The organism is Sphingomonas sanguinis, assembly GCF_019297835.1.
Classification (GTDB): domain Bacteria; phylum Pseudomonadota; class Alphaproteobacteria; order Sphingomonadales; family Sphingomonadaceae; genus Sphingomonas; species Sphingomonas sanguinis_D.
On record NZ_CP079203.1, the window covers coordinates 3,150,723 to 3,173,509 of the forward strand.

Here is a 22,787-nt window from a genome sequence, read left to right on the forward strand (position 1 = left end):
GTCGGGATTTTCATCGTCATTCGGACCAGCCGGGCAGGGTCGCGCGACCGCTGGCCAACGCCACCGCCTGGATCGGCTGGCGGGCGGATTCGATACGCACCGGGAAGTGTCCGCCGGGTGCCGCGTCGGCCATGGCAACCCCTTCTCTTGTAATGGAAAAGCCGTCCGATCCGGCTTCGATCACGACCGGATCGCCGCGCTTGATGACCGGCTCCGCCTTGACTGCGACGGCGGCGATCATGCGCGGTTCGGGGGCGGGTTTGGGCGCGGAGAGCACCGGCACGAAGATGCGCCATTGCGGGCTGGAGCAGGTGACGACTACCGCGTCATGCGCTTCCGTCCGCCAGGACAGCGCGACCGTCGGGCACTGGGCCAGCTTCAGCCGGTTGTCGATGGCCGAACGCGGGCCGCCCTCCACCCCGACCGGGCGGCCGGTGAAGGCGGTGACGGCGGCGTCGAGCGACGCGATATCCTGGAAACCGGCGGCACCGGCCAGAAGCAGGGACAGGATCATCATCAGGGTCTCCGTGAAGGTTCGCCGGCAAAGACCAGGGTGATCATCGCGACGCGAGGTCCGGGCTTTCCGGCGGTGGACAGGATCAGGCGGTCGGCGGCGGCAGGGCCGATCAGCGCGGCCGCGGCGCGGGCGCGATCGGCGGCGAGCACGACCGCGCTATGGGTGACGGGATCGACATCGGGGGCGCTGCCGTCGGTCGAGCCGACAATGGAAAGGCGAACGCGCGGATCGGCCAGCGCCTCGCGCGCCCAGGGACCGAAGAGCGGGTCCGGCTCGATCGGTGCGGCCGATCCGACGGTGAAGCTGAGCGAGGCGGCGGCGACCGGCATGGCGGGCGGCGGGGCAGGGGGCGCCCGCAACGCCTGGTCGACATGATCGGTGCTGCCGAACTGCGCGCGCAGGCCGTTGAGCAGCGCGGGCCGCCGCTCGGCGCCGGTCGCCTGGACCAGAACGAGGAAGCCGACCAGCAACAGGGCAAGGTCGGCCAGCGTGATGAGCCAGATCGGCCGTGCGGGCGGCGTTTCGGGAAAGAACGGCTCGGTCATGCGACGCTGACCAGATTGGGGCCGGACTTGGGGGACGGCGTCGGTCCGCGTGACGGGCGCGGCGCCTCGCGCGCGGCCAGGGCGGCCAGCGGCGCGACGATGCGGGTCCGCTCGAACGCCTCGATCCGCGCGGCGCGGCGCAGGCGCATCGCGACCGGCTGCGCGACCAGATTGGCGAACAGCGCGCCGTAAAGGGTGGCCAGCAGGGCGATCGCCATCGCACCGCCGATCCGCTGGGGATCGTTCATCGTCGCGAACATCGTTGCCAGACCGATCAGCGTGCCGACCATGCCCATGGCGGGCGCGATCTCGGCCGCGCCGCTCCAGATATCGGCGATCGCGACATGCCGCTCGACCCGTGCGTTGCGCGCGAGGTTCAGCCGGCTGGTGACGGCGTCCGCCCCCTCGCCATCGACGATCGCGGCGACCGCCTCGGCCATGTCGGGATCGGTGATGACCGAGCGGTCGAGCGTCAGGACGCCATGGCGCTTCGCCACCCGCGACAGATGCGCGATCTGCTCGACCAGCGGCTCGGCGGAGAAGGGGCGCCTGGGCAGCACCGCCAGCGCCCGCACCGCGCGCCGGGCATCGCGCCATGGCGTGCGCAGCAGCGTCGCGATCAGCGTTCCGCCCAGCACGATGGCGAGCGCCGCGGAATCGAAGAACTGATGAAGCGGAGGAAATGCAGTCATGCGCGCACCTACGCAAAGACCGGGCCAATTCGCCCACGGGAAGGGGCGTGCAAGGCGGCGGCCGAGGGCGCTGCCGCTTCGTTGCCGCCGACCGGCAAAAACCGGCAGCCGGTTGCCGGAAAGGCCGTGCCGGTGGCGTCCTGCCCTCCTGTCCGGGGAATTGGCACGGTCATTGCGAGGGCTTGGCCATCGCGAAGTCCCGCGTGGGAAAGGAGGTTGAACGATGGCCGCAGAAACGCTTTTCGGAGTGCACGGTGCCGCACTGGAGGTGCGGGCGCAGCGCATGGGTGTGCTGGCATCGAACATCGCCAACGCCTCGACCCCGGGCTTCAAGGCACGCGACATCGATTTCAAGGCGGCGCTCGCCTCGGTCGAGGGTGGTCAGGACCAGGGCCGGGGCATCGCGGATGCGATGAAGTACCGCGTGCCGATCCAGACCTCGCTCGACGGCAACACCGTCGAACTCAACCAGGAACAGACCGCCTTCGCCGAGAATGCGGTCCAGTATCAGACGACGCTGTCCTTCCTGAACGGTCGCATCTCCACCATCACCCGCGCGCTGAAGGGCGAATAAGCGATGCCGAACGGACCGCTTTCCATCTTCCAGGTCGCCGGTCGCGCCATGTCGGCGCAGCTGGTGCGGATGAACACCACCGCGTCGAACCTGGCCAATGCCGGTGGCATCGCCGGGTCGGTCGACACCGCGTACAAGACGATGAAGCCGGTGTTCCGCACCAGCTTCGACGCCGCGACCGGCCTGTCCACCGTCGATGTCGAGAAGATCGTGACGGCGGGCGAAGACCCCACCAAGCGCCACGACCCCAACAATCCGCTGGCCGACAAGGACGGCAACGTCTTCGAGGCGGCGGTCGATGAAACCCGCGAGCTGGTCGACATGATGGAGACCTCGCGCACCTATCAGAACAATGTCGAAGTGATGCAGACGGCCAAGTCGCTGATCCTCGACACCCTCAAGCTGGGCCGCTGATCATGACTTCCACCCAGATGAACTCGACGCTGGACAGCCTGGGCATCAAGCGCACGGGTGCGACCAGCACCGCGACGACCACGACCACGGCCAAGAAGTCGGCGACGACGCTGGACCAGGGCGATTTCCTGCAGCTGCTGACCGCGCAGCTGAAGAACCAGGACCCGTTCGCCCCGATGGACAACACCCAGATGGTCGCCCAGATGGCGCAGTTCTCCAGCGTGGCGGGCATCTCCGAGATGAACACCACGCTCGGCGCGATCGCGACCAAGCTGAACGCGACGACCCCGTCGGACGCGATGAACTATGTCGGCAAGACCGTGCTGACCCAGGGTACCACCGCCTATGGCCGCAGCAGCGGCGGGCTGGCGGGGCAGGTCGAGCTGGACGGCGCGGCCTCGGACGTGTCGGTGACGATCGCCGATGCCAGCGGCGCGGTCCTTAAGTCGCTGTCGCTTGGCACCCAGCAGGGCGGCACCGTCGGCTATGACTGGGACGGCAAGACCGAGGACGGCAAGGAAGCCGGTTCGGGTCCCTTCACCATCTCGGTCTCGGCGTCGAACGGTAACACCGCCGTCGGCAGCCGCTCGCTCGTCTGGGCGCCGGTCCAGTCGGTCTCGATGCCCTCCACCGGTTCCCCCGTCCTGACCGTCGCCGGTCTCGGCCAGGTCCAGCTTTCCGCCGTCCGCTCGGTCGGCTGATCCCCTTTACGCACCAGGAAGATAGCCCATGTCCTTCTACACCTCGCTCAGCGGCCTTCAGGCTTCGCAGACCGACATGTCGGTCATCTCGCACAACCTCGCGAACGTCGGCACCAACGGCTTCAAGAAGAGCCGCGCCGAATTCGCCGACGTGATGGCGGCCAATTTCTCGACCGACCCGTTCAAGCAGGTCGGCTCGGGCACGGTGGTCAAGGCCAACCGGCAGGAGTTCAAGGAAGGCAACTACACCAGCACGTCGAACGCGCTGGACCTTGCCATCTCGGGCGACGGCTTCTTCACGGTGCAGTCGGGCGGCACGACCGGCACGCTGCAATACACCCGCAACGGCTCGTTCCAGGTCGATACCGACAATTACGTCACCGACACGCAGGGCAACCGGATGCAGGTGTTCCCGGTCGACAAGGACGGCAACGTGACCTCGTTCGGCAATGACGGCCTGACCAGCCTGCAGCTGCCGCCGACCAGCGGCACGCCGGTCGCGACCAAGAGCGTGACGCTGGACATCAACCTGTCGAGCACCGCGGTCGCCCCGACCGGCGCGTTCGATCGGACGAACATGGGCACGTACAACAACACGACCCAGACCAAGATCTACGACACGTCGGGCAACGCCATGACGCTGACCAACTATTATGTCCGCGAGCCGCTGCCGACGGATTCGAGCGGCAAGCCGATCCAGCCCGCCGACGGCAGCAGCAAGTGGAAGGTCTACAGCTACGTCAACGACCAGCAGATGACGCGCAATGGTTCGACCGATCCTGTCGAAATGACCTTCGATTCGGGTGGCAATCTGGTGTCGCCGGTGGGTCCGACCAAGTTCGACGACTATACCCCGCGCACGTCGATCACCGCGCAGCCGCTGTCGCTCGACTATACCGGTTCGTCGCAGTCGGGTTCGATCTTCTCGGTCGCCTCGCGCACCCAGGACGGCAAGGCGGTCGGCCTGTTGTCGGGCGTGTCGGTGGGCGAGAACGGGCTGGTCACGGCGTCGTTCACCAATGGCGAGACCGCCAATCTGGGCAAGGTGGCGGTGGCGACCTTCGTCAACATGCCGGGCCTGCGCCAGGAAGGGAACAGCTATTGGGAAGCGACCGGCAAGTCGGGCGCGGCCAAGTTCGGCACCGCCAATGAAGGCGCGTACGGCGCGATCCGGTCGAGCACCATCGAGGGGTCGAACGTCGACATCACCGAGGAGCTGGTCAACCTGATCGCCGCGCAGCGCGATTTCCAGGCGAATGCGAAGGCGCTCGATACGTCGAGCCAGATCTCGCAGACCATCTTCAACATCCGCAGCTAAGCGAACGCCGGGGGCTAACGGGGAACCGCGATGGACAAGCTGGTCTATACGGCATCGACGGGTATGCGCGCGCACATGGCGGCGCAGACCGCGATCGCCAACAACATGGCCAATGCCTCGACGATCGGGTTCCGTGCCGACCGCGTCGTGTTCGACCGCATCGACCTGAAGGGCGGCGGCGCGGCGTTCGAGGCGCGGATGCCCACTGCCGAGGAAGTGACCGACGCCGACCGCGCGCCGGGCACGATCCAGCACACCGGCAACGCGCTGGACATCGCGATCGCGACGTCGAGCGCGTGGCTGGCGGTGCAGGCCCCGGATGGCACCGAAGCCTATACCCGTCGCGGCGACCTGGAGGTCACGGCCTCCGGCGTGCTGCAGACCGGCGACGGCTATCCGGTGATCGGCCAGAACGGCCCGATCACGGTGCCGCCGTATAATTCGATGACCGTCGCCCCCGACGGCACGCTGTCGATCGTGCCGCTGGGCGCCGGGCCGGATACCCAGCCCCAGGTGATCGACCGCATCAAGCTGGCCGATACGCGCGGCACGCAGACCACCAAGGGTCTGGACAATCTGCTGCGCGTCAAGGGCGGCGGGGCGATGCCGCAGGACATGGACGCCACCGTCCAGTCGGGCGCGCTCGAAGGGTCGAACGTCAACATGACCCAGACGCTGGTCGACATGATCGAGAACCAGCGCAGCTACGAGGTGCAGGCCAACCTCATGAAAGAGGCCAAGTCGTTGGATGAGAACAGCGCATCGCTGATGCGTCTGCCGAGCTGAGGATTAAAGTCTTATGTCTTCCGCCGCTTTGCACGTCGCGCGCACCGGGCTCGATGCCCAGGACATGCGCATGCGGGTCATCTCGAACAACCTGGCCAACGTCAACACGACCGGGTTCAAGCGCGACCGCGCCGCGTTCGAGACGCTGGCCTATCAGACGATCACCGCGCCCGGCGCCGCCAGCTCGACCGAGAGCAAATACGCGACCGGCCTGAACCTGGGCACCGGCGTCCGTATCCAGGGCACCGCGCGCATCAACACCCAGGGGTCGATGCAGACCACCAACAACAGCCTCGATCTGGCGCTGGACGGTGACGGCTTCTTCCAGGTGCAGATGCCCGGCGGCACGCTCGGCTATACCCGCGCGGGCAATTTCTCGCGCTCGGCCGAAGGGCTGCTGGTCACCGCCGAGGGCTATCAGGTGATGCCGGGCATCACCGTGCCCGAAGGCACGACCCAGATCACCATCGGCACCGACGGCACCGTCTCGGCGACCCTGCCGGGCCAGACCGCGGCGGCGGAGATCGGCCAGATCCAGATCGCCAGCTTCCCCAATTCGGCCGGGCTTCAGTCCAAGGGCGACAATTACCTGACCGAAACCCCCGCCTCGGGCGCCGCGAACATGGGTGTCGCCGGTCTCGAAGGGCGCGGCCAGATCCGTCAGGGGATGCTCGAAGGCTCGAACGTCAACGTCGTCGAGGAGCTGGTCGACATGATCGAGACCCAGCGCGCCTATGAGGTCAACTCGAAGATGATCAAGTCGACCGATGAGATGCTCCAGTACGCGAACCAGAATCTGTGATGATGACCATTCGCTTCCCCACCCTGCGTTTCGACTATTGGACCGAGCTGGCGCTGTCGGCGGCGGCGGGCACCATGGTCGCCGTCGCGCTGATCCCCGCGCCCGCCCATGCCAGCCTGTTCGGTCGCAAGAAGCCCGCGGAGGATTTCTCGACCGTGCGTCCCGCGCCGATGCCGATGCAGCCGGTCGCGCAGCCCGCCCAGCCCAATGGCGGCATCTTCCAGGTGTCGGACGGCTATGCCGCGCTGTACGAAGGGTGGCGCGCGCGCAAGGTCGGCGATCCGCTGACCATCGTGCTGGTCGAGCGGACGGCGGCGACCAAGTCGGCCAATTCCAAGCTGGGTTCCAAGGGCGATCTGGGCCTCGCGCCGCCGACCACCGGGCCGCTGGGCAAGCTGCTCAAGTCGACCGATATCGGCATGAGCGGCAGCCGCAACTTCAACGGTTCGGGTGCCGCCGACCAGTCCAACTCGCTGTCGGGCGAGATCACCGTCACCGTCGCGCAGGTGTTCCCGAACGGCACGATGCTGGTCCAGGGGCAGAAGCGCGTGACGCTGAACCGCGGCGACGAGTTCATCCAGATCAAGGGGCTGGTCCGCATGGCCGATGTCGGCATCGACAACCGCGTCGAGTCGACCCGCGTCGCCGATGCGCAGATCGCCTATACCGGCAAGGGCGACGTCGCCCGCGCCAGCCGCCAGGGCTGGTTGAGCCGTTTCTTCCAAGCCGTCAGCCCGTTCTGAGGCCTTTGACCATGATCTTGCGCTTCTTCCTCACGCTCCTCGCCACCTTCGCGATCGCGGGGCCAGCCTCGGCCGACCGGATCAAGGATTTGGGCGGGTTCCAGGGCATCCGCAGCAACCAGCTGACCGGATACGGCGTCGTCGTCGGCCTGCCGGGCACGGGCGACGACAATCTGGAATATACCGTCCAGTCGCTGAAGGCCGTGGTCTCGCGCTTCGGGCTGCAGCTGCCGCCGACCGCCAATCCGGGCATGAAGAATGCCGCGGTGGTCATGGTCACCGCCGAGCTGCCGCCCTTCGCCAAGCCGGGGCAGAAGCTCGACATCACCGTCGCCTCGATGGGTAAGGCCAAGTCGCTTCGCGGCGGCAGCCTGATCCTCACCCCGCTTCAGGGTGCGGACGGCCAGATCTATGCGATGGCGCAAGGGAATCTGGCGGTCGGCGGCCTGGGTGCCGAAGGCGCGGACGGGTCGAAGATCGTCGTCAACATCCCCTCGGTCGGTCGTATCCCCGAAGGGGCGACGGTCGAGCGTGCGGTCGCCACCGGCTTCGACACCGCGCCCAGCCTGACCTTCAACCTGGCGCGCGCCGACTTCACCACCGCGCAGAACGTCGCGCAGGCGATCAACTCGCGTCTCGGCATGGGCACCGCGCAGGCGATGGATGCCGTGTCGGTCGCGGTCCGTGCGCCGATGGGCGCCGATGTCCGCGCCACGCTGATGTCCGAGATCGAGAATCTGAACGTCACCTCGGCCGAACCGCCCGCCAAGGTCATCGTCAACGCCCGCACCGGCACCGTCGTCATCAATTCGGCGGTCCGCGTCGGCCCGGCGGCGGTCACCCACGGCAAGCTGACCGTGAAGATCGACGAGAATCAGCGCGTCAGCCAGCCCGGTCCGCTTAGCGGTGGTCAGACGGCGGTGACGCAGAAGTCCGGCGTCTCGGTCGAGGAGGAAAAACGTCCGATGTTCGTCCTGGCCCCCGGTCCCAAGCTGGCCGATGTCGTGAAGGCGGTGAACGCGATCGGCGCGGCCCCGTCCGACCTGGTCGCCATTCTCGAAGCGCTGAAGGAAGCCGGCGCCCTCAAGGCGGAGTTGATCGTCCTGTGACCCAGAGCATTTCAGCCACCGCGCCGGCGACGGCGGCCTCCGCCATCGCGGGCACCGTGTCCACCGACACCCGCCGCCTGTCGAACGGCGCCAATCTGGACAAGGCGGGCACCCAGTTCGAGGCGATCTTCACCGGCATGATGCTGAAGGCGATGCGCCAGACCAAGCTGAGCGAAACCATGTTCGACTCCAAGGCGCTGGACACGTTCCGGGACATGCAGGATCAACAGGTTGCCCAGACGATGGCGACCCAGGCGCCGCTGGGGATCGGCAAGGCCGTGACCGCCTTTCTGGCGAAATCTCAACCTGTCGTTAACCAGACATAACGTACCGCAGTAACCATGAGCGACCTGCTCTCTATTGGCGCTTCGGGCGTCCGCGCATACCAGACCGCGCTGACCGCCGTTGGTGAGAATATCGCCAATGTCGGAACGGACGGCTATTCGCGCCGGACGGTCACGATGCAGGAGATTTCGCCCGCCGCTGGTCTGGCGGCGAACAAGTTCTCCGCGGGTTCGGGCGTCATGGTGCTGGGCATCGCCCGCGCCACCGACGTCTATGCCAGCGCCGCGGTGCGCTCCGCCACCTCCGATCTGTCGCGGACCACAACGGGCGCCACCTGGCTGACCCGAATCGAAGGTGCGATGACCGGCGATCAGGTGCAGACCCGCCTGACCTCCTTCTTCACCGCCGCACGCACGCTGGCGGCCGAGCCGACCTCGACCGCACTGCGCGCCACGATGCTGGAAACCGCGCGTTCGACCGCGACCGCCTTCAGTGCGACCGATTCGGCCTTCGACCAGATCAATTCGGATTTCGATGGCCAGGCGCGGCAGGCCGCGCACGACCTGTCCTCGCTCGCCACCTCGCTGGTCCGCGTCAATGACGGGTTGGGCCGGACCCAGCCGGGTACCTCGGCGGCGGCGCAGCTGAGTGATCAGCGCGACCAGATCCTGACCCAGATGAGCGCGCTGACCGACATCACCAGCACGACCGACGAACTCGGCCGCGCGACGGTGCGACTCGGCGACCGGGCGGGGCCGATCCTGGCCGCAACCGATACCACCGGCTCGGTGACCTATCAGCGCGGCGCCGATGGCGGCGTGTCCTTCCATGTCGCGCTGCAGGGCCAGATCAACGATTTCGTGCCCACCGGCGGCGCGATGGCCGGGATGCTGGACGGCGCCGAGCGGATCAACGCGACGCGCGCCGCCTTCAACAAGGTCGCCCAGAGCTTCGTCGACACGGTCAACGGTCTCCAGGACGCGGGTCAGGACCTGAACGGGAATAAAGGCCCGGCGATGTTCGGTCTGAAGACCGGCACCGCGCAGATGAGCCTGTTGCTGACCGACGGCGACAATATCGCGGCGGCCAAGGGCAATCAGGGGTCGCGCAACGCCGGCAATCTGGATGATCTGGAAACCGCGCGCGGCGCGATGCGCTTCGAGACGAACCTGACCCAGATCGTCACCGACAATGCGACCACGCTGAAACAGCGCCAGACCGTCGCCGATGCGCAGACCGCGATCAGCGACGGGGCCAAGGCGACGCTGTCGGCCGCCTCGGGCATCACGCTCGATTCGGAAGCGGTGACGCTGATGCGCTTTCAACAGGCCTATTCCGCGACCAGCCGGGTGATCCAGGCGGCGCGTGAAACCTTCCAATCCATTCTCGAACTGCGGTAACGGTCATGCAGATTTCCACCAGCGTCTTTTACGACACCGCCGCGCGGCGGATGACTGCGCTGACCGGCAAGGCGAATGCGCTGCAGGTCCAGATTTCGACCGGCAAGAAGCTGACCAACCCGTCGGACGATGCCGCCGCCGCCGCCCAGGTCGCCGAGTTCGACCGCCGCGACGCCGACGATGCGGTCTACAAGACCAATTTGACGCTGGCAGGATCGCTGTTGCAGCAGGCCGACACGACGCTCGGCCAGATCGGCAACCAAGTGCAGAAGGCGTTGGAGCTGACCACCCAGGCGGCGAATGGCACGCTGACCGCGGCCAACCGGGCCAGCGTCGGCGACCAGATCGCCTCGATTCGCGACGCGCTGCTCGGCCTGGCCAATTCCAAGGACTCGCGCGGCCTGCCGCTGTTCGGCGCGGGCGCGGGCAGCGATGCCGTGACCATGAGCGGTGGCAGCTATACCTACACCAACTCGACGGCCAACGTGTCCGACATTCCGATCGCCGATGGCCAGAGCGTCGACGTGTCGGTCAGCGCCGAGCGGGTGTTCAAGGCGGGCGACAATGACGACACGCTCAACGTCCTCAACCGGCTCGTCACCGCACTGAAATCGGGCGGCGATGCCAGCGCGACGATCAGCGACGCGATGGACAAGCTGAAGGCGGCCAACGACAATGTCTCGACCGTCCAGGCCTCGGTCGGCGCGCGCGAGGCGCGGGTCGAGTTGCAGCAGGGTCTGCAAAAGGCCGCCAGCACCGACCGGGCGCAGCTGCGCTCCAGCATCGAGGATGCCGATCCGGTCGAGACCATTACCCAGCTGCAACAGACGATGACCGTGCTTCAGGCCACCCAGTCCAGTTTCACCAAGCTGACGAGCCTGTCGCTGTTCGATTATCTGAAATGATCGTGTCCGGGCGATGGCCCGGTAACTGTATTTTGACCTTAGGGGTCTAGGCCGGTGATCTGACGGGCACTGCGGCCGGTCTTCGGGAGTATCGGTTCACCATGTTTCCTGCCATCGGCCTTGTCATCCTGCTCGGCATGGTGTTCGGCGGCTTCGCCATCACCGGCGGCAAGCTCGGTCCCGTGTTCGAGGCGATCCCGCACGAAATGCTCATCATCGGCGGCGCGGCCGTCGGTGCGCTCGTCATCGGCAATTCCGGCAAGGAGCTGAAGGCGCTGGGCGGCGCGATGGGCAAGATCTTCAAGGGGCCGAAATACAAGAAGCAGGACTATCTCGACGTCATCTTCCTCGTCTCGAAGCTGATGAAGATGCTGCGCACCGAAGGCCCCATCGCGCTGGAGCCGCATGTCGAGGACCCCAAGTCCTCCTCAGTCTTCGCCGAATATCCCCGCCTGGTCGCCGACCATACCCTCGTCAACCTGATCGCCGACACGCTGCGCCTGGTCGTCGTCTCGTCGGGCACGCTCGACGTGCACGCGGTCGAGGAGGTCATGGACAATGCGATCAAGACCCATCACCACGAGGTCGAAGGGCCGCAGGGCACGCTGCAGAGTCTGGCCGACTCGCTACCCGCGCTCGGCATCGTCGCGGCCGTGCTCGGCATCGTGAAGACCATGGGCTCGATCGACAAGCCGCCGAGCGTGCTGGGCGGCATGATCGGCTCGGCGCTGGTCGGCACCTTCATGGGCGTGCTCTTGGCCTATGGTATCGTGAACCCGTTCGCGGGTCGCCTGAAGCAGGTGATCGACGCCGACGCCGCCATCTATCATGTCGTCAAGCAGATCATCATCGCTTCGCTCCACGGCCATCCGCAGCCGCTGGTCATCGAAGCCGCCCGCTCCGGCATCGCGCACAAGGACCAGCCCGGCTTCGCCGAGGTGTTCGACGGCTTGCGGGGCAAGTAAGCCATGGCCCGCGCACCGCACGGCAAGAACGAGCCGCCCAAGATCGTCATCGTCAAGAAGATCATTGCCGATGGTCATGGCGGGCATCATGGTGGCGCGTGGAAAGTGGCCTATGCCGACTTCGTGACGGCGATGATGGCGTTCTTCCTGTTGCTCTGGCTGCTGGGTGCGACCACCGAGAAGCAGCGCAAGGGCATCGCCGACTATTTCGCGCCGACCTTGCTCGACACCAAGTCGACGGGCATCGGCGGCGGCGTGCTGAACGGCGGACCCGGTGCGGGCCGCCAGCAGCAGACGGCCGCCAGCGGTCGCCTTCAGGTCATCATTCCCAAGGTGATGGAGGGCGGCGGCGAAAAGGCCGGGACCGGCGACAAGGGTTCGCTGCGCAATCCCAACGCCGTCGTGCAGGACAAGAAGACGTTCGACGCGATCAAGCGCGAACTGTTGAAGAAGATGGAGGTCACGCCCCAGCTCCGCAAGCTGGCGCAGCAGGTGCGCTTCATCCCGACCGATGACGGTTTGCGCATCGATCTGGTCGACAATGCCGATTATTCGATGTTCGCGACCGGCACGACGAACCTGACCCCGGCGGCGTCCGAGCTGATCGGCACCATCGCCAAGACGGTCGCCGACGTGCCCAACACGATCATGATCCGCGGCCACACCGACAGCGTACCTTACGGCGATCCGCGCGCCATGAACAACTGGCTGCTCTCGTCCAGCCGCGCCGAGGCGACCCGCCGCCGCCTGGCCGCCGGTGGCCTGCCCGAATCGCGGTTCGAGCGGATCGAGGGCGTCGCCGACCGCGAGCCGATGATTACGGACAACCCGTCCGACCCGCGCAACCGCCGCGTTGCGATCACGCTGCTCTATCGCAAGGGGGCGTTCGGGCAGTAAGGCCAGGAACGTTCTTGCCTGTTCCAGACGCTGACGCCATGGCGAACGTCGTTCCGGTCCGATCATGTCGGGGATGGCGACGATGCTGCCGATGATGAATTTCGATGGTCCCGTCTGGCGGCTATTGCCGCAGGCGGGCCTTGCCGATCCGGCGGCCCCGGCGCGTGCGCCCGAGGGGCGATTTCATCATGATGGGCAAATCGCGGCCTATGCCTCGTTGACGGCCGAAGGCGCAGGTGTCGCGATCCGGCGCTATCTGGGCGACGGGGTCGCTCGGGTGCTCATTCCGATGCGCTTGACGGCGCAGTGCGTCGCGGACGCCAGGGGATTGGTTTCCGCCTCGGTCGTTTGGCAGGATGTGACGGCGGTGAAAGGGATATCGCCGACTTGGGCGATTTCAGACATGGCCCGACAAGCGGGCGCGCAGGCGATGCTATATTCGTCGCGTTCGCGACCCGATCTCTCGCATGTCGTCGTGTTCGGGCCGGAATGCCTCCATAGCTTTGGAGAAGCCACGGCCTATGTCCCATAACTGCCGGGCGGGTTTGGGTGTGAGGCGGCGGCGGGCTGCGGCCTCATAGAAAGGGGCCCGCCCGGCGATCATCCCCTGGGAGTCGGATGATGACAGTCGGGCGGGCCCTTTCATAAACCGCGCTTATTCGGCGTCGGCGGCCTCGCCCTTACGCGTCTTGCGCGCGGCGGGGGTGGCACCGGCGGCGTTGCGCGGGCCGGGCTTGCGGCCCAGGCCGATCTTCTTGGCCATGGCGCGACGGCTTTCCGAATAGCTTTCGGCGACCATCGGATAATCCGGCTTCAGGCCGTAACGCTCGCGATATTCTTCCGGGGTCAGGCCATGGGTGGCCAGGTGACGGCGCAGCGTCTTGTAAGGCTTGCCGTCGATCATCGAGACGATGTGATCCTTCGACGCCAGCGACTTGCGAACCGACACGGCCGGAACATATTCGGTCGGCGCCTCGACATCGGTCGCCTGCGGCGCGCTGCCCAGAAGCGAAGACACTGTCTCGTGCATCTTGTGCAGGAAGGCTGGAACCTCTTCCGACGAGGTGCGGGTATTGGGATTGCCCAGCCACGCAATGGTGAGTTCGGTCGCCAGTTCTACGGCATTCACATCGATAGGGTCGTCGGCCATGATACGCTCCTGTTGTTTCCGTGTGACCTAACCGTCAATCGCGCGGCGTCAACCTTCCGATGCAGCATCGGACCAAATTTTAATGGTTTATGACCTTTTTTATATTTGAGCGATGTTAGTTTATCGGTCGGAATGCCGAGGAAAATCGTCGGAAGATCGGATTTGGCGGAGCCGGAAGGGTCCGAGAACCAAGGTTTATCCGGTGATTTCGCAGCCAAATACCTATCACGCGTGCGGCTCTCTGCCGGCTCGATATGTTACTCCAGGTAGCCATCTCGTAAGCTGGATGCAAAAGATGCAACTGAAATTGATGAGGTTGCATTTGTGTTAATCGCGGGTCGGCGGCATAGAGAGCGGGCCTTTCAGGCATCCTCTCCTAAAAACTTTCACGGGCTGGTCTCACGACCGGCCCTTTTTTTGTCTTGCTTCCGCCGCATATCGGCCTAGGCTATCCCATCGCCGCGCTTCAACGATAGTTATAAGCAGGAGTGGAAGCCGCCGGGAAAACCGGCATCGCGCGTCGGTGCCGGGGGTTGAGCGACCGGGTCGCTCCCCCCGTTTTACTTTCCAGGGCTCGCGGCTGGAAAGACGACCCTTGGCCTTCGACTTCACTCAGGCTGAACGGTGACCGGTATCCAACCCAATTGCCCTTCGCCCGTCCAGCCTGAGCGAAGTCGAAGGCCAAGGGCTGAACCCGATGACCATCAAGGGCGGGGCGGGAGAGTCCGCACGAACTCGTCCCGCTCCGAAAAGCCGGTTCAGCCTTTGTGGTCGGACGGCGGGGGACGGTGGATGAACTGATCCAGCGCTGAGAGCGCCATGCCTGCAAAGGCGACGACCTCGGACATGCCCGACTTGGTGGTTCCGCCGTCCTGCTCCGGCTGGGGCGCTTCGGGCTGGGTCGGTTCGGGGGCGGGGGCGGCGCCATCGCTCGGCCGCTTCGTGGTCTCGCGCGCCAGTGCCGAGGCCGCGACGATCAGCCCGGTCGCCAGCAACTGGCGGCCCGCCGGACTCCGCGCCTGATCGAGCAGCGCCTGGCCGATCCGATGTAGGGAGGACGGAGCGGAGGCCGTGCCGGGCTGTTCGTCCAGCTTGGCCTTTTTCTGCTTTTTCTTGTGCTTCTTCTTGCCCATCGGCCTGCCCTCGCCATCTCGTGTATATGTAATGTAATACACCCTGCGCGGCGTTCAAGCGGCGGGCGACATCACCCGGCCAGCGCGCGGGCGCGGCGGCGTTGGACCGAGCTGCCGATGCCCAGCGACTCGCGATACTTGGCGACGGTGCGCCGGGCGATGTCGAAGCCCTTGGCCTGAAGCAGTTCGACCAGCGTGTCGTCGGACAGGATCTTGGCGCCTTCGTTGGCGATCAATGCCTTGATCGCGCTCTTCACCGCCTCCGCCGATACCGCGTCGCCGCCGTCCGCCGCCGCGATGCCGCTGGTGAAAAAGAATTTCAGCTCGAACAGGCCGCGCGCGCAGCTGAGATATTTGTTGCTGGTCACGCGGCTGACGGTCGATTCGTGCATCCCGATCGCCTCGGCGACGCGAGCAAGCGTCAGCGGCTTCAGATGGGCGACGCCGTGGAGGAAGAAGGCTTCCTGCTGCTTCACGATCTCGGTCGCGACGCGGATAATCGTCCGCTGCCGCTGGTCGAGCGCCTTCATCAGCCAGTTCGCGCTGGCCAGGCAATCGGCCAGCCACGCCTTGGACCCCTTGTCCTGCGGGCCGTGGCGCAGTTCCTGATAATAGCGGCGGTTGACCAGCACGCGGGGCAGGGTGGCGGTGTTCAGCTCGATGCCCCAGCCCGCCTTGGTCCGGGTGATGAACAGGTCGGGCACCACCGCCTGGGACGGCTCGCCGCCATAACGACAGCCGGGCTTGGGATCGTAGCCGCGCAACTCGCGGATCATGTCCGCCATGTCCTCGTCATCGACGCCGCAGATGCGCTTCAGACGCGCCAGTTCGCCGCGTGCCAACAGATCGAGATTGGCGATCAGCTTGGCCATGCACGGGTCGTAGCGATCGACCTCCTTGGCCTGCAGCGCGAGGCACTCGGCCAGATCGCGCGCGCCGACGCCGGTGGGGTCCAGGCTCTGCACCACCTTCAGCACCGATTCGACGCGAGTGAGGGGGGCGCCCAGCCGCCCGGCGATTTCGTCCAGCGGAACGGTCAGATAGCCCGCCTCGTCCAGCTGGTCGATGATATGCGCGGCGATGGTCAGGTCGGTGCCCGACAGGATCAGCGCAATCTGCGCCTCCAGATGCTCGGCCAGATTGGGGGCGTCATCGGCCAGCGAATCCCAGTCCGGCCCGTCCTCGCCACCCAGCCCGCCGCTCCCGCTTGCGCCGTTCAACGACAGGCCGCCGTCCGGCCCGGTGCCGCCATCGGCGACGCTGTCCTGCTGATGGCTTTCCGTGGCGTAGTCCAGGTCGAGGCCACGGTCTTCGCTGGGCGCGGTCCCGGCGACCAGCTCGTCCGCGCCCGCCGGGGCCTCACGCTCGGGGCGTTCGGGGGTCGCGACCTCGCGAACCGCGCTGGCGTCGAGCAGGGGGTTCTTCTCCACCTCCTCGGCGATGAACGCCTCGACCTCCAGATTCGACAGCGTCAGCAGCTTGATGGCCTGCTGAAGCTGCGGCGTCATCACCAGCGATTGCGACTGGCGGATGTCGAGACGCGGGGCGAGGCTCATACCGCCATTCCTCCCCTGTAAGGGGAGGTGGCAGGCCGAAGGCCTGACGGAGGGGTGTCCCGGTCTAAGGCGGCGGGCAAACTTACGATCGGCGACACCCCTCCACCATGCTTCGCATGGTCCCCCTCCCCTTGCAGGGGAGGAATGGGGGCCATGTCCATCCGCTCCGTGCCGTCCATCACGCCGGTCATGCTATCAGGAGCGGATCGACGGGTGCCTCTCATGCGATCAGAGCGAAAAGCCCTCGCCCAGATACAGGCGGCGGACATTGGCGTCGGCGACCAGCTCCTCCGGCGAACCGCTGAACAGCACGCGGCCGTCATAGATGATGTAGGCGCGGTCGACGATGTCCAGCGTTTCGCGGACATTATGGTCGGTGATGAGCACGCCGATGTCGCGCCGTTTCAGGTCCTTCACCAGATCGCGGATGTCGGCGATCGAGATCGGATCGATGCCCGCGAACGGTTCGTCGAGCAGCATGATCGACGGGTCGGCGGCCAGCGCTCGGGCGATTTCGGCGCGGCGCCGCTCGCCGCCCGACAGCGCCATGGCGGGCGCCGCGCGCAGGCGGGTCAGGCCGAATTCCTCCAGCAGCTTGTCGAGCTTGCGCGCGCGCTCGGCCGGGTCGGGCTCGGCCAGTTCGAGCACGGTCAAGATATTCTTCTCGATCGATAGCCCGCGAAAGATCGAGGTTTCCTGCGGCAGATAGCCCAGGCCCAGGATGGCGCGGCGATACATGGGCAGGCCGGTGATGTCCTCACCGTCCAGCATGATGCGGCCCGAATCGGGCTTCACCAGACCCATGACCGAGTAGAAGCAGGTCGTCTTGCCCGCGCCATTGGGGCCGAGCAGGCCGATCACCTCGCCGCGCCCCACCGATACCGACACGTCGGTCAGGACGACGCGCTTGTCATAGCTCTTGGCGATCGACACGACCTGCAGGCCGTTGGCGACCGGCGGCTCCGACACGGGGGCGTTGCGATGACTTGCCTCGCGAATCGGGGATTCCATGTCCATCGGCCCGTTTCTTTCCTTAGCTGATCGAACGTTAGCGCGGGGCACGCCCCCGCGTCACGCCTCAGTTGCGATCGGGGACCGAGAAGGTGCCCGTGACCCGGCCCGACGGCGCGCGGCTGACGGTCCCGCCATTGCCCGACGACGCGCCGCCCGACACCGACGACCCGTCGATCACCGCGCGGCCGGTGTCGAGGTTCAGCGTCAGCCGCCCGCCATTCACCGTGTTGCCGCCCTGGGTCAGGGTGACATTGCCCAGCATGGTGATGACCCGGCGGTTGAGGTCGTAGATCGCATAATTGCTGCGGGCGGTCTGGTCCGGCCGCTTGACGACGACATTGCCCGAAGCCTCGAAGCGCGAGACTTGCGGCTTTCCGCCAATCACCTGGCCGGTATAGACGATGACGACCCGCGCTGCGGTCAATGTCATCTCCGCCTGGCGCAGCGAGACATTGCCCGACAGGACGCCGCGGTTCTGCTTGTCCTGCAATTCGATGACGTCGGCGCCGAAATCGACGGGCGCGCGGCTGTCGTGCTTGACCTGCGCGGCCGCGGACACTGCCAGGACGAGAAGGGCCGGAGCCGCAGCGGCGAAGAGCTTGTGCATAAGCGGCTATTTCGGTCTTTACGGGACGATGCGCAAGCGGGCGTTGCCTTCCAGCCGGACGGAACGATTTTCCAGGTCCGCCCGCATCTTGTTCGCGCTGAAATTGCCCTGCGGCACCTGGCCGGTCACCGCGCCGCCCGAAACCAGCGTGCGCTGTTGCAGGTCGATGGTCGCGTCATGCGTGCGCAGATCGTATCCGCCCGCCGATTTGAAATCGAGCGGCCCGTCCAGCTTCACCTGTTCGGTGCTCATGTCGTAACGGCCCGAATTCGCGCTGACCGTGGCGGGGCCGTCCGACAGGCGGATCGCGGCGGACAGTTTGTTGAGCTGCACCACCGGCTCGGCCGAGCTGCGCTGGATCGCCGAGCCCGCGTCCAGCGAGAAGGGCTGCCCCTTGTCATCGACGCCGCGATATTGCGCCGCCTGGATTTTCATCCGTTCCTTGGCGACCTCGACCTTCTTCTTGTCGAGCACGAAGGACACCTCGTTCGAGGCATAGATGGGGGCCATCACCAGGAACGCGGTCAGCACGCCGATCGCGCTGGGCAGCAGCCAGCGCGCCACCGTCACGAACCGGTCGTGGCGGCTGCCGGGTGCGGCCCAATGCTGGCGCTGGGTACGGACGCGGTCGGCGATCTCGGACATGACGGCTCCCTATCGTGCCCGGATCAGGCGTCAATGGTTCAGGCGTGGGCGAAGATATCGATCTCGGGCCAGCCCGCCAGGTCCAGCTCGGCGCGGGCGGGAAGGAAATCGAAACAGGCCTGCGCCAGTTCCATCCGGCCCTCACGCTCCAGCCTTTTGTCGAGCTCGACCTTCATGCGGTGCAGATAGCGCACGTCCGAGGCGGCATATTCGCGCTGCGCATCGGACAGCTCGGGCGCGCCCCAGTCCGACGATTGCTGCGCCTTGGACAGCTCGACGCCGAGCAGTTCGCGGACCAGCTCCTTCAGGCCGTGGCGGTCGGTATAGGTGCGGATCAGCCGCGAGGCGATCTTGGTGCAATAGACGGGGGCGGCGACCACGCCCAGATAATGTCGGATCGCGGCGATATCGAACCGCCCGAAATGATAGAGCTTCAACCGCGCCGGATCGGCAAGCAGCGCGCGAAGGTTCGGCGCGGCATAGTCGCTGTCGGGGCTGAAGCGCACCAGATGCTCGTCGGGACCGCCGTCCGACAGCTGGACGACGCACAGCCGGTCGCGCGGCGTGATGAGGCCCATCGTCTCGGTATCGACGGCGATCGAGGCGCCGGGGGCGAACAGATCGGCGGGAATGTCTTCTTCGTGCAGGTGAACGGTCATGATTCCTGCCCTAGCGGGGGCGGCGCCAAGCCTCAACCGCGATCGGGCGCGGCAGGGGATAAAAGACTCGGGCGCGTCGGCCTGTCGATTCGCCTGATTTCATCGAAGACGTTGTGGAGTTTCGGCCACAATTCCGACGTAATCTGCCCCGTTCGCGCCAAAGCGAGACTGACTCGCACGATTTCGTTCGCGATGGCTGTCCTTCTGCGTTATGCATCGCCACTAGGCGCAAAAGGTTTGGCGCCAAAAGATCCGCGCTCTTCGTCCGGCGCACGGTTCTTGAGGACAGGATTTGCGGGCGAACCGGGAAGACGAACAGGGCTTATGAGTTTCGATAGAGGTAGCCGGGGCAATCGCGGCTCGCGTGGCCGCGACAAGCGGGACAATTTCGGCGGCGGCGATGAAGGCGGCTTTGGCGGCGGCGGCTTCGGTGGCGGTGATCGCTTCGGTGGCGGCGGCTTCGGCGGCGGTTTCGGTGGCGGCGACCGCTTCGGCGGCGGTGGCGATCGTGGCGGCTTCGGCGGCGGTGATCGCGGCGGCTTCGGCGGCGGCGGCGGCGGTTTCCGTGGCGGCGGCGGTGGCGGCTTCGGCGGCGGTCGTGGCGGCGGTGGCGGCATGCCCCCCCAGGTCGTTGGCGAAGGCACCGGCGTGGTCAAGTTCTTCAACGCGCAGAAGGGCTTCGGCTTCGTCGTGCGCGATGACGGCGGCGAAGACGTGTTCGTTCACATCTCGGCCGTCGAGCAGGCGGGCCTGACCGGCCTAGCCGAAGGCCAGCCCCTGGGCTTCACCCTCGTCGATCGCGGCGGCCGCATCTCGGCCACCGAGCTCAAGATCGAAGGCGAGCCGATGCCGGTCCAGGATCGTGCCCCCCGCGAGCCGCGCGAAGGCGGCTTCGGCGGCGACCGTGATCGCGGTCCCCGTGGCGGTGCGGCCGGCGGTTTCGGCGGCGCTCCACAGCGTCAGCTGACCGGCGAGAAGGCGACCGGCACGGTCAAGTTCTTCAACGCGATGAAGGGCTTCGGCTTCATTCAGCGTGACGACGGACAGCCCGACGCGTTCGTGCACATCTCGGCCGTCGAGCGCGCCGGCATGGGCTCGCTGAACGAAGGCGATCGCCTGCAGTTCGAGATCGAGGTCGATCGTCGCGGCAAGTACGCAGCGGTCAACCTGCAGAACGAGGGCTGATCCCCCTCGGCTGAATAAGCCTCCCTTTTCGGGCGTTGAGGCCCGGCGTTGCAGCGATGCGACGCCGGGCCTTTTCGTTTTTGGCGCTGTTTCGGTTTGCTGCGCTCTGCGGCGGTTATGCGCCGCGATCGCCGACGATTATGTCCATGCCCCCCGCCAGTCGAGGGTGGTCGTGGCCCGCTGTCGGCGGCGGACTCGATTGCAGGATCGGGAAGGCGTCTAAGCGTGATGACATGAGATAGCCTCACCCCTCCCCTTCAGGGGCGGGGGGTGGGGTACCTCCGCAAGCGGGCCGCCTGTGGCGAGGCCCCACCCCAACCCCTATCCTGAAAGGGAGGGGCTTGCGTCGATTCCACGCAATGTCACCATGGTCCAGGCGCGATCGACATTGATTTTATTCCTCCTCTGTATGGGGGAGATGACAGGCCAAAGGCCTGACGGAGGGAGGCGTCGCTGGTGGAAGTGGTCAACGGACGCCACCGGTGACATCTTTCACCATCCTAAGGATGGTTCCCAGTGACGGGCATGAGGGCGACCCGGTCTGAATGTCGATCGGTCTTCAATTTATCGTTGGGACGCGATTCGGCCGGCCTCCTAGGTCGATAGGAGCAATCGATGGCCTGATGGTCGCAATCCACCGGCGCCATCCGCACTTTGCCGCCCAGCCGTGGACGGGATAAGAGGGTGTCCGATGCCGCGTCCATCCTCCATCACCAACGTCCTGTTCATATGCAGCCAGAACCGTCTGCGCAGCCCCACGGCCGAGCAGCTTTTTGCGTCGCGCCGCGATCTGGAAGTCTCGTCTGCGGGCACGAACAACGATGCCGAAAATCCACTTACCGCAGAACTGGTGACATGGGCGGACGTCATCGTGGTCATGGAGAAGACGCATCGCACCAAGGTCCAGAAGCGGTTTCGCAAGGCGTTGAACAGCAAGAGGCTGATCTGTCTGGACATTCCGGACCACTATGCCTTCATGGACCCTGAATTGATCGCCTTGCTGAACGCCCGACTGGCGCGGCATCTGCCTCAGGTCATAGCATGAGCGGGCGGATAGGCGGGAAGCAATAGCATGAAGGGATGGTGGAAGAGGTTCCTGCCCCGCATTCGGCTCACCCGTCCGCCACCAACTTTCCCGCTAGGCGCTGACGTGCTCGCAGGCGATTCGCCATCGCTTTATGCGGCACTGGCGGACCATTGGCGTGAGGTTGAGCGGCCCCGTTACGCTCCTGCCCATGACGTGCCTGCGATCGACGCGCTCGAGAGGCGCTATGCCATCCATATCCCTGTCGAATTCCGGGCCTATCTCGCCCATGCCGCACCGCGCGAAACGTTCATGGACGACTATGGAACGCAGTGGTGGTCGCTCGATTCGATCCGGTCGCTGGCCGACGAATGCCCTGACGGTTCGCCGGGACAGGGCCTTCCCGCTATCACCGCGCAGGAGGACCGCTATCTGGTATTTGCAGACTATCTGATGTGGTGCTGCGCCTGAGCGATCTGTTGCGCCGATGGCCCCGATTACGGGCGGATCGCGCTCATCGGCGGAGGAGCGGAGGGTTTCGTTGCGAAGGATTTTCGGACGTTCGTCGAACGCGCACTTACCGATTCCGTGGAACTGCATAGGCCTACTGCGCAATAGCCTCGAGGCCCTGTTGTGCTGAAGAACGCTTTCTTGTACTGATCGGTACAGGATAACCGATAAGGTCAAGAATCGATGACCCCGCGCCCGCCCCTGCCGCCGTTCACCACCGAAACCGCCGTACAAAAGGTCCGTGCCGCAGAGGATGCGTGGAACAGCCGCGATCCCGAGTGCGTCGCGCTGGCCTATACGCCCGACTGCCCCTGGCGAAACCGCGACCGGTTCCTGGCGGGGCACGACGCGATCGTCGCCTTCCTCCGGAACAAATGGGAACGCGAGCAGGATTATCGGCTGATCAAGGAACTCTGGGCGCATCAGGACAGCCGGATCGCGGTGCGCTTCGCCTATGAATGGCATGACGCGCAGGGGCAGTGGTTCCGATCCTATGGCAATGAGAATTGGGACTTTGCCGAGGACGGCCGGATGCGGCGGCGGATCGCGTCGATCAACGATCTGGCGATCAGCGAGGAGGCACGGTTGTTCCACTGGCCGCTCGGCACCCGCCCGGCGGATCATCCCGGCTTGAGCGAATTGGGCCTCTAA

Annotated in this window: 28 protein-coding genes; 18 read left to right on the forward strand and 10 right to left on the reverse strand. The window is 65.9% G+C overall.

The window, feature by feature from the left end:
• Nucleotides 1-16 precede the first annotated feature (16 nt).
• From KV697_RS14700 to KV697_RS14710, 3 genes are read right to left on the reverse strand one after another with little or no spacing between them, the layout of a single operon-like run.
• A complete protein-coding gene (locus KV697_RS14700; protein WP_219018830.1) occupies nt 17-517 on the reverse strand; it encodes a flagella basal body P-ring formation protein FlgA in 501 nt (166 codons plus the stop codon).
• Nucleotides 517-1,062, reverse strand: a complete 546-nt coding sequence (locus tag KV697_RS14705; RefSeq protein WP_257575358.1) for a flagellar motor protein MotB — start codon at nt 1,060-1,062, stop codon at nt 517-519. Before KV697_RS14705 ends, KV697_RS14700 begins: the two co-directional genes overlap by 1 nt.
• Entirely contained in the window at nt 1,059-1,754 is a 696-nt protein-coding gene (locus tag KV697_RS14710; RefSeq protein ID WP_219018831.1) for a motility protein A, read from the reverse strand. Before KV697_RS14710 ends, KV697_RS14705 begins: the two co-directional genes overlap by 4 nt.
• Before the next feature lie 223 nt (nt 1,755-1,977).
• Here KV697_RS14710 and flgB point away from each other — a divergent pair, with 223 nt between their 5' ends.
• The 14 genes from flgB (at nt 1,978) to KV697_RS14780 (ending at nt 13,185) form a co-directional block, all read left to right on the forward strand.
• Entirely contained in the window at nt 1,978-2,328 is a 351-nt protein-coding gene (flgB, locus tag KV697_RS14715; RefSeq protein ID WP_058743877.1) for a flagellar basal body rod protein FlgB, read from the forward strand.
• A gap of 3 nt (nt 2,329-2,331) precedes the next feature.
• The gene (gene flgC, locus KV697_RS14720; RefSeq protein WP_056432238.1) at nt 2,332-2,742 is read left to right on the forward strand and encodes a flagellar basal body rod protein FlgC; all 411 of its coding nucleotides are present in this window, start codon (nt 2,332-2,334) and stop codon (nt 2,740-2,742) included.
• Between the two features lie 2 nt (nt 2,743-2,744).
• Complete coding sequence (locus KV697_RS14725) at nt 2,745-3,443, forward strand: flagellar hook assembly protein FlgD (protein ID WP_219018832.1); 699 nt, start codon at nt 2,745-2,747, stop codon at nt 3,441-3,443.
• A 28-nt stretch (nt 3,444-3,471) separates the two neighbouring features.
• Nucleotides 3,472-4,761, forward strand: a complete 1,290-nt coding sequence (locus KV697_RS14730) for a flagellar hook protein FlgE (protein WP_219018833.1) — start codon at nt 3,472-3,474, stop codon at nt 4,759-4,761.
• A gap of 30 nt (nt 4,762-4,791) precedes the next feature.
• Nucleotides 4,792-5,547, forward strand: coding sequence for a flagellar basal body rod protein FlgF (locus KV697_RS14735; RefSeq protein ID WP_219018834.1), 756 nt, complete (start codon nt 4,792-4,794; stop codon nt 5,545-5,547).
• 13 nt (nt 5,548-5,560) lie between these two features.
• Complete coding sequence (flgG, locus tag KV697_RS14740) at nt 5,561-6,349, forward strand: flagellar basal-body rod protein FlgG (RefSeq protein WP_219018835.1); 789 nt, start codon at nt 5,561-5,563, stop codon at nt 6,347-6,349.
• Between the two features lie 74 nt (nt 6,350-6,423).
• A complete protein-coding gene (locus tag KV697_RS14745) occupies nt 6,424-7,092 on the forward strand; it encodes a flagellar basal body L-ring protein FlgH (RefSeq protein ID WP_056432502.1) in 669 nt (222 codons plus the stop codon).
• 11 nt (nt 7,093-7,103) lie between these two features.
• Nucleotides 7,104-8,201, forward strand: coding sequence for a flagellar basal body P-ring protein FlgI (locus KV697_RS14750; protein ID WP_219018836.1), 1,098 nt, complete (start codon nt 7,104-7,106; stop codon nt 8,199-8,201).
• The gene (locus KV697_RS14755) at nt 8,198-8,527 is read left to right on the forward strand and encodes a rod-binding protein (RefSeq protein ID WP_219018837.1); all 330 of its coding nucleotides are present in this window, start codon (nt 8,198-8,200) and stop codon (nt 8,525-8,527) included. Before KV697_RS14750 ends, KV697_RS14755 begins: the two co-directional genes overlap by 4 nt.
• Nucleotides 8,528-8,542: 15 nt before the next feature.
• The gene (flgK, locus tag KV697_RS14760) at nt 8,543-9,886 is read left to right on the forward strand and encodes a flagellar hook-associated protein FlgK (RefSeq protein ID WP_219018838.1); all 1,344 of its coding nucleotides are present in this window, start codon (nt 8,543-8,545) and stop codon (nt 9,884-9,886) included.
• Between the two features lie 5 nt (nt 9,887-9,891).
• Nucleotides 9,892-10,791, forward strand: coding sequence for a flagellin N-terminal helical domain-containing protein (locus KV697_RS14765; protein WP_219018839.1), 900 nt, complete (start codon nt 9,892-9,894; stop codon nt 10,789-10,791).
• A 101-nt stretch (nt 10,792-10,892) separates the two neighbouring features.
• The gene (motA, locus tag KV697_RS14770) at nt 10,893-11,756 is read left to right on the forward strand and encodes a flagellar motor stator protein MotA (protein WP_219018840.1); all 864 of its coding nucleotides are present in this window, start codon (nt 10,893-10,895) and stop codon (nt 11,754-11,756) included.
• A 3-nt stretch (nt 11,757-11,759) separates the two neighbouring features.
• Complete coding sequence (locus tag KV697_RS14775; RefSeq protein ID WP_219018841.1) at nt 11,760-12,653, forward strand: flagellar motor protein MotB; 894 nt, start codon at nt 11,760-11,762, stop codon at nt 12,651-12,653.
• A 73-nt stretch (nt 12,654-12,726) separates the two neighbouring features.
• Nucleotides 12,727-13,185, forward strand: coding sequence for an RES family NAD+ phosphorylase (locus KV697_RS14780; RefSeq protein WP_219018842.1), 459 nt, complete (start codon nt 12,727-12,729; stop codon nt 13,183-13,185).
• A 123-nt stretch (nt 13,186-13,308) separates the two neighbouring features.
• Here the strand turns inward: KV697_RS14780 and KV697_RS14785 are convergent, their stop codons facing one another.
• The 7 genes from KV697_RS14785 to KV697_RS14815 form a co-directional block, all read right to left on the reverse strand.
• Entirely contained in the window at nt 13,309-13,803 is a 495-nt protein-coding gene (locus KV697_RS14785; protein WP_219018843.1) for a MucR family transcriptional regulator, read from the reverse strand.
• 758 nt (nt 13,804-14,561) lie between these two features.
• Entirely contained in the window at nt 14,562-14,936 is a 375-nt protein-coding gene (locus KV697_RS14790; RefSeq protein ID WP_219018844.1) for a hypothetical protein, read from the reverse strand.
• A gap of 71 nt (nt 14,937-15,007) precedes the next feature.
• On the reverse strand, nt 15,008-16,492 hold the full coding sequence (gene rpoN, locus KV697_RS14795) for an RNA polymerase factor sigma-54 (RefSeq protein WP_219018845.1): 1,485 nt from the start codon (nt 16,490-16,492) through the stop codon (nt 15,008-15,010).
• 228 nt (nt 16,493-16,720) lie between these two features.
• Nucleotides 16,721-17,509 carry an LPS export ABC transporter ATP-binding protein gene (gene lptB / locus KV697_RS14800; RefSeq protein ID WP_257575359.1) on the reverse strand — a complete coding sequence of 263 codons (789 nt, stop codon included), beginning with the start codon at nt 17,507-17,509 and terminating at the stop codon, nt 16,721-16,723.
• 61 nt (nt 17,510-17,570) lie between these two features.
• The gene (locus KV697_RS14805; protein WP_219018846.1) at nt 17,571-18,113 is read right to left on the reverse strand and encodes an LptA/OstA family protein; all 543 of its coding nucleotides are present in this window, start codon (nt 18,111-18,113) and stop codon (nt 17,571-17,573) included.
• A gap of 18 nt (nt 18,114-18,131) precedes the next feature.
• Nucleotides 18,132-18,758 (reverse strand): LPS export ABC transporter periplasmic protein LptC, encoded by a 627-nt coding sequence (gene lptC, locus KV697_RS14810; protein ID WP_219018847.1) that lies wholly within the window; start codon nt 18,756-18,758, stop codon nt 18,132-18,134.
• A 38-nt stretch (nt 18,759-18,796) separates the two neighbouring features.
• A complete protein-coding gene (locus KV697_RS14815; protein WP_219018848.1) occupies nt 18,797-19,417 on the reverse strand; it encodes a ribonuclease D in 621 nt (206 codons plus the stop codon).
• Between the two features lie 324 nt (nt 19,418-19,741).
• Here KV697_RS14815 and KV697_RS20285 point away from each other — a divergent pair, with 324 nt between their 5' ends.
• The 4 genes from KV697_RS20285 to KV697_RS14835 all read left to right on the forward strand — a co-directional run bounded on the left by KV697_RS20285 (nt 19,742) and on the right by KV697_RS14835 (nt 22,787).
• Entirely contained in the window at nt 19,742-20,602 is an 861-nt protein-coding gene (locus KV697_RS20285) for a cold-shock protein (protein ID WP_219018849.1), read from the forward strand.
• 691 nt (nt 20,603-21,293) lie between these two features.
• Nucleotides 21,294-21,647: a low molecular weight protein tyrosine phosphatase family protein gene (locus tag KV697_RS14825; RefSeq protein WP_219018850.1), complete on the forward strand. Its 354-nt coding sequence runs from the start codon at nt 21,294-21,296 to the stop codon at nt 21,645-21,647.
• Nucleotides 21,648-21,752: 105 nt separating this feature from the next.
• On the forward strand, nt 21,753-22,097 hold the full coding sequence (locus tag KV697_RS14830) for a hypothetical protein (RefSeq protein WP_219018851.1): 345 nt from the start codon (nt 21,753-21,755) through the stop codon (nt 22,095-22,097).
• 222 nt (nt 22,098-22,319) lie between these two features.
• Nucleotides 22,320-22,787, forward strand: coding sequence for a nuclear transport factor 2 family protein (locus KV697_RS14835; protein ID WP_219018852.1), 468 nt, complete (start codon nt 22,320-22,322; stop codon nt 22,785-22,787).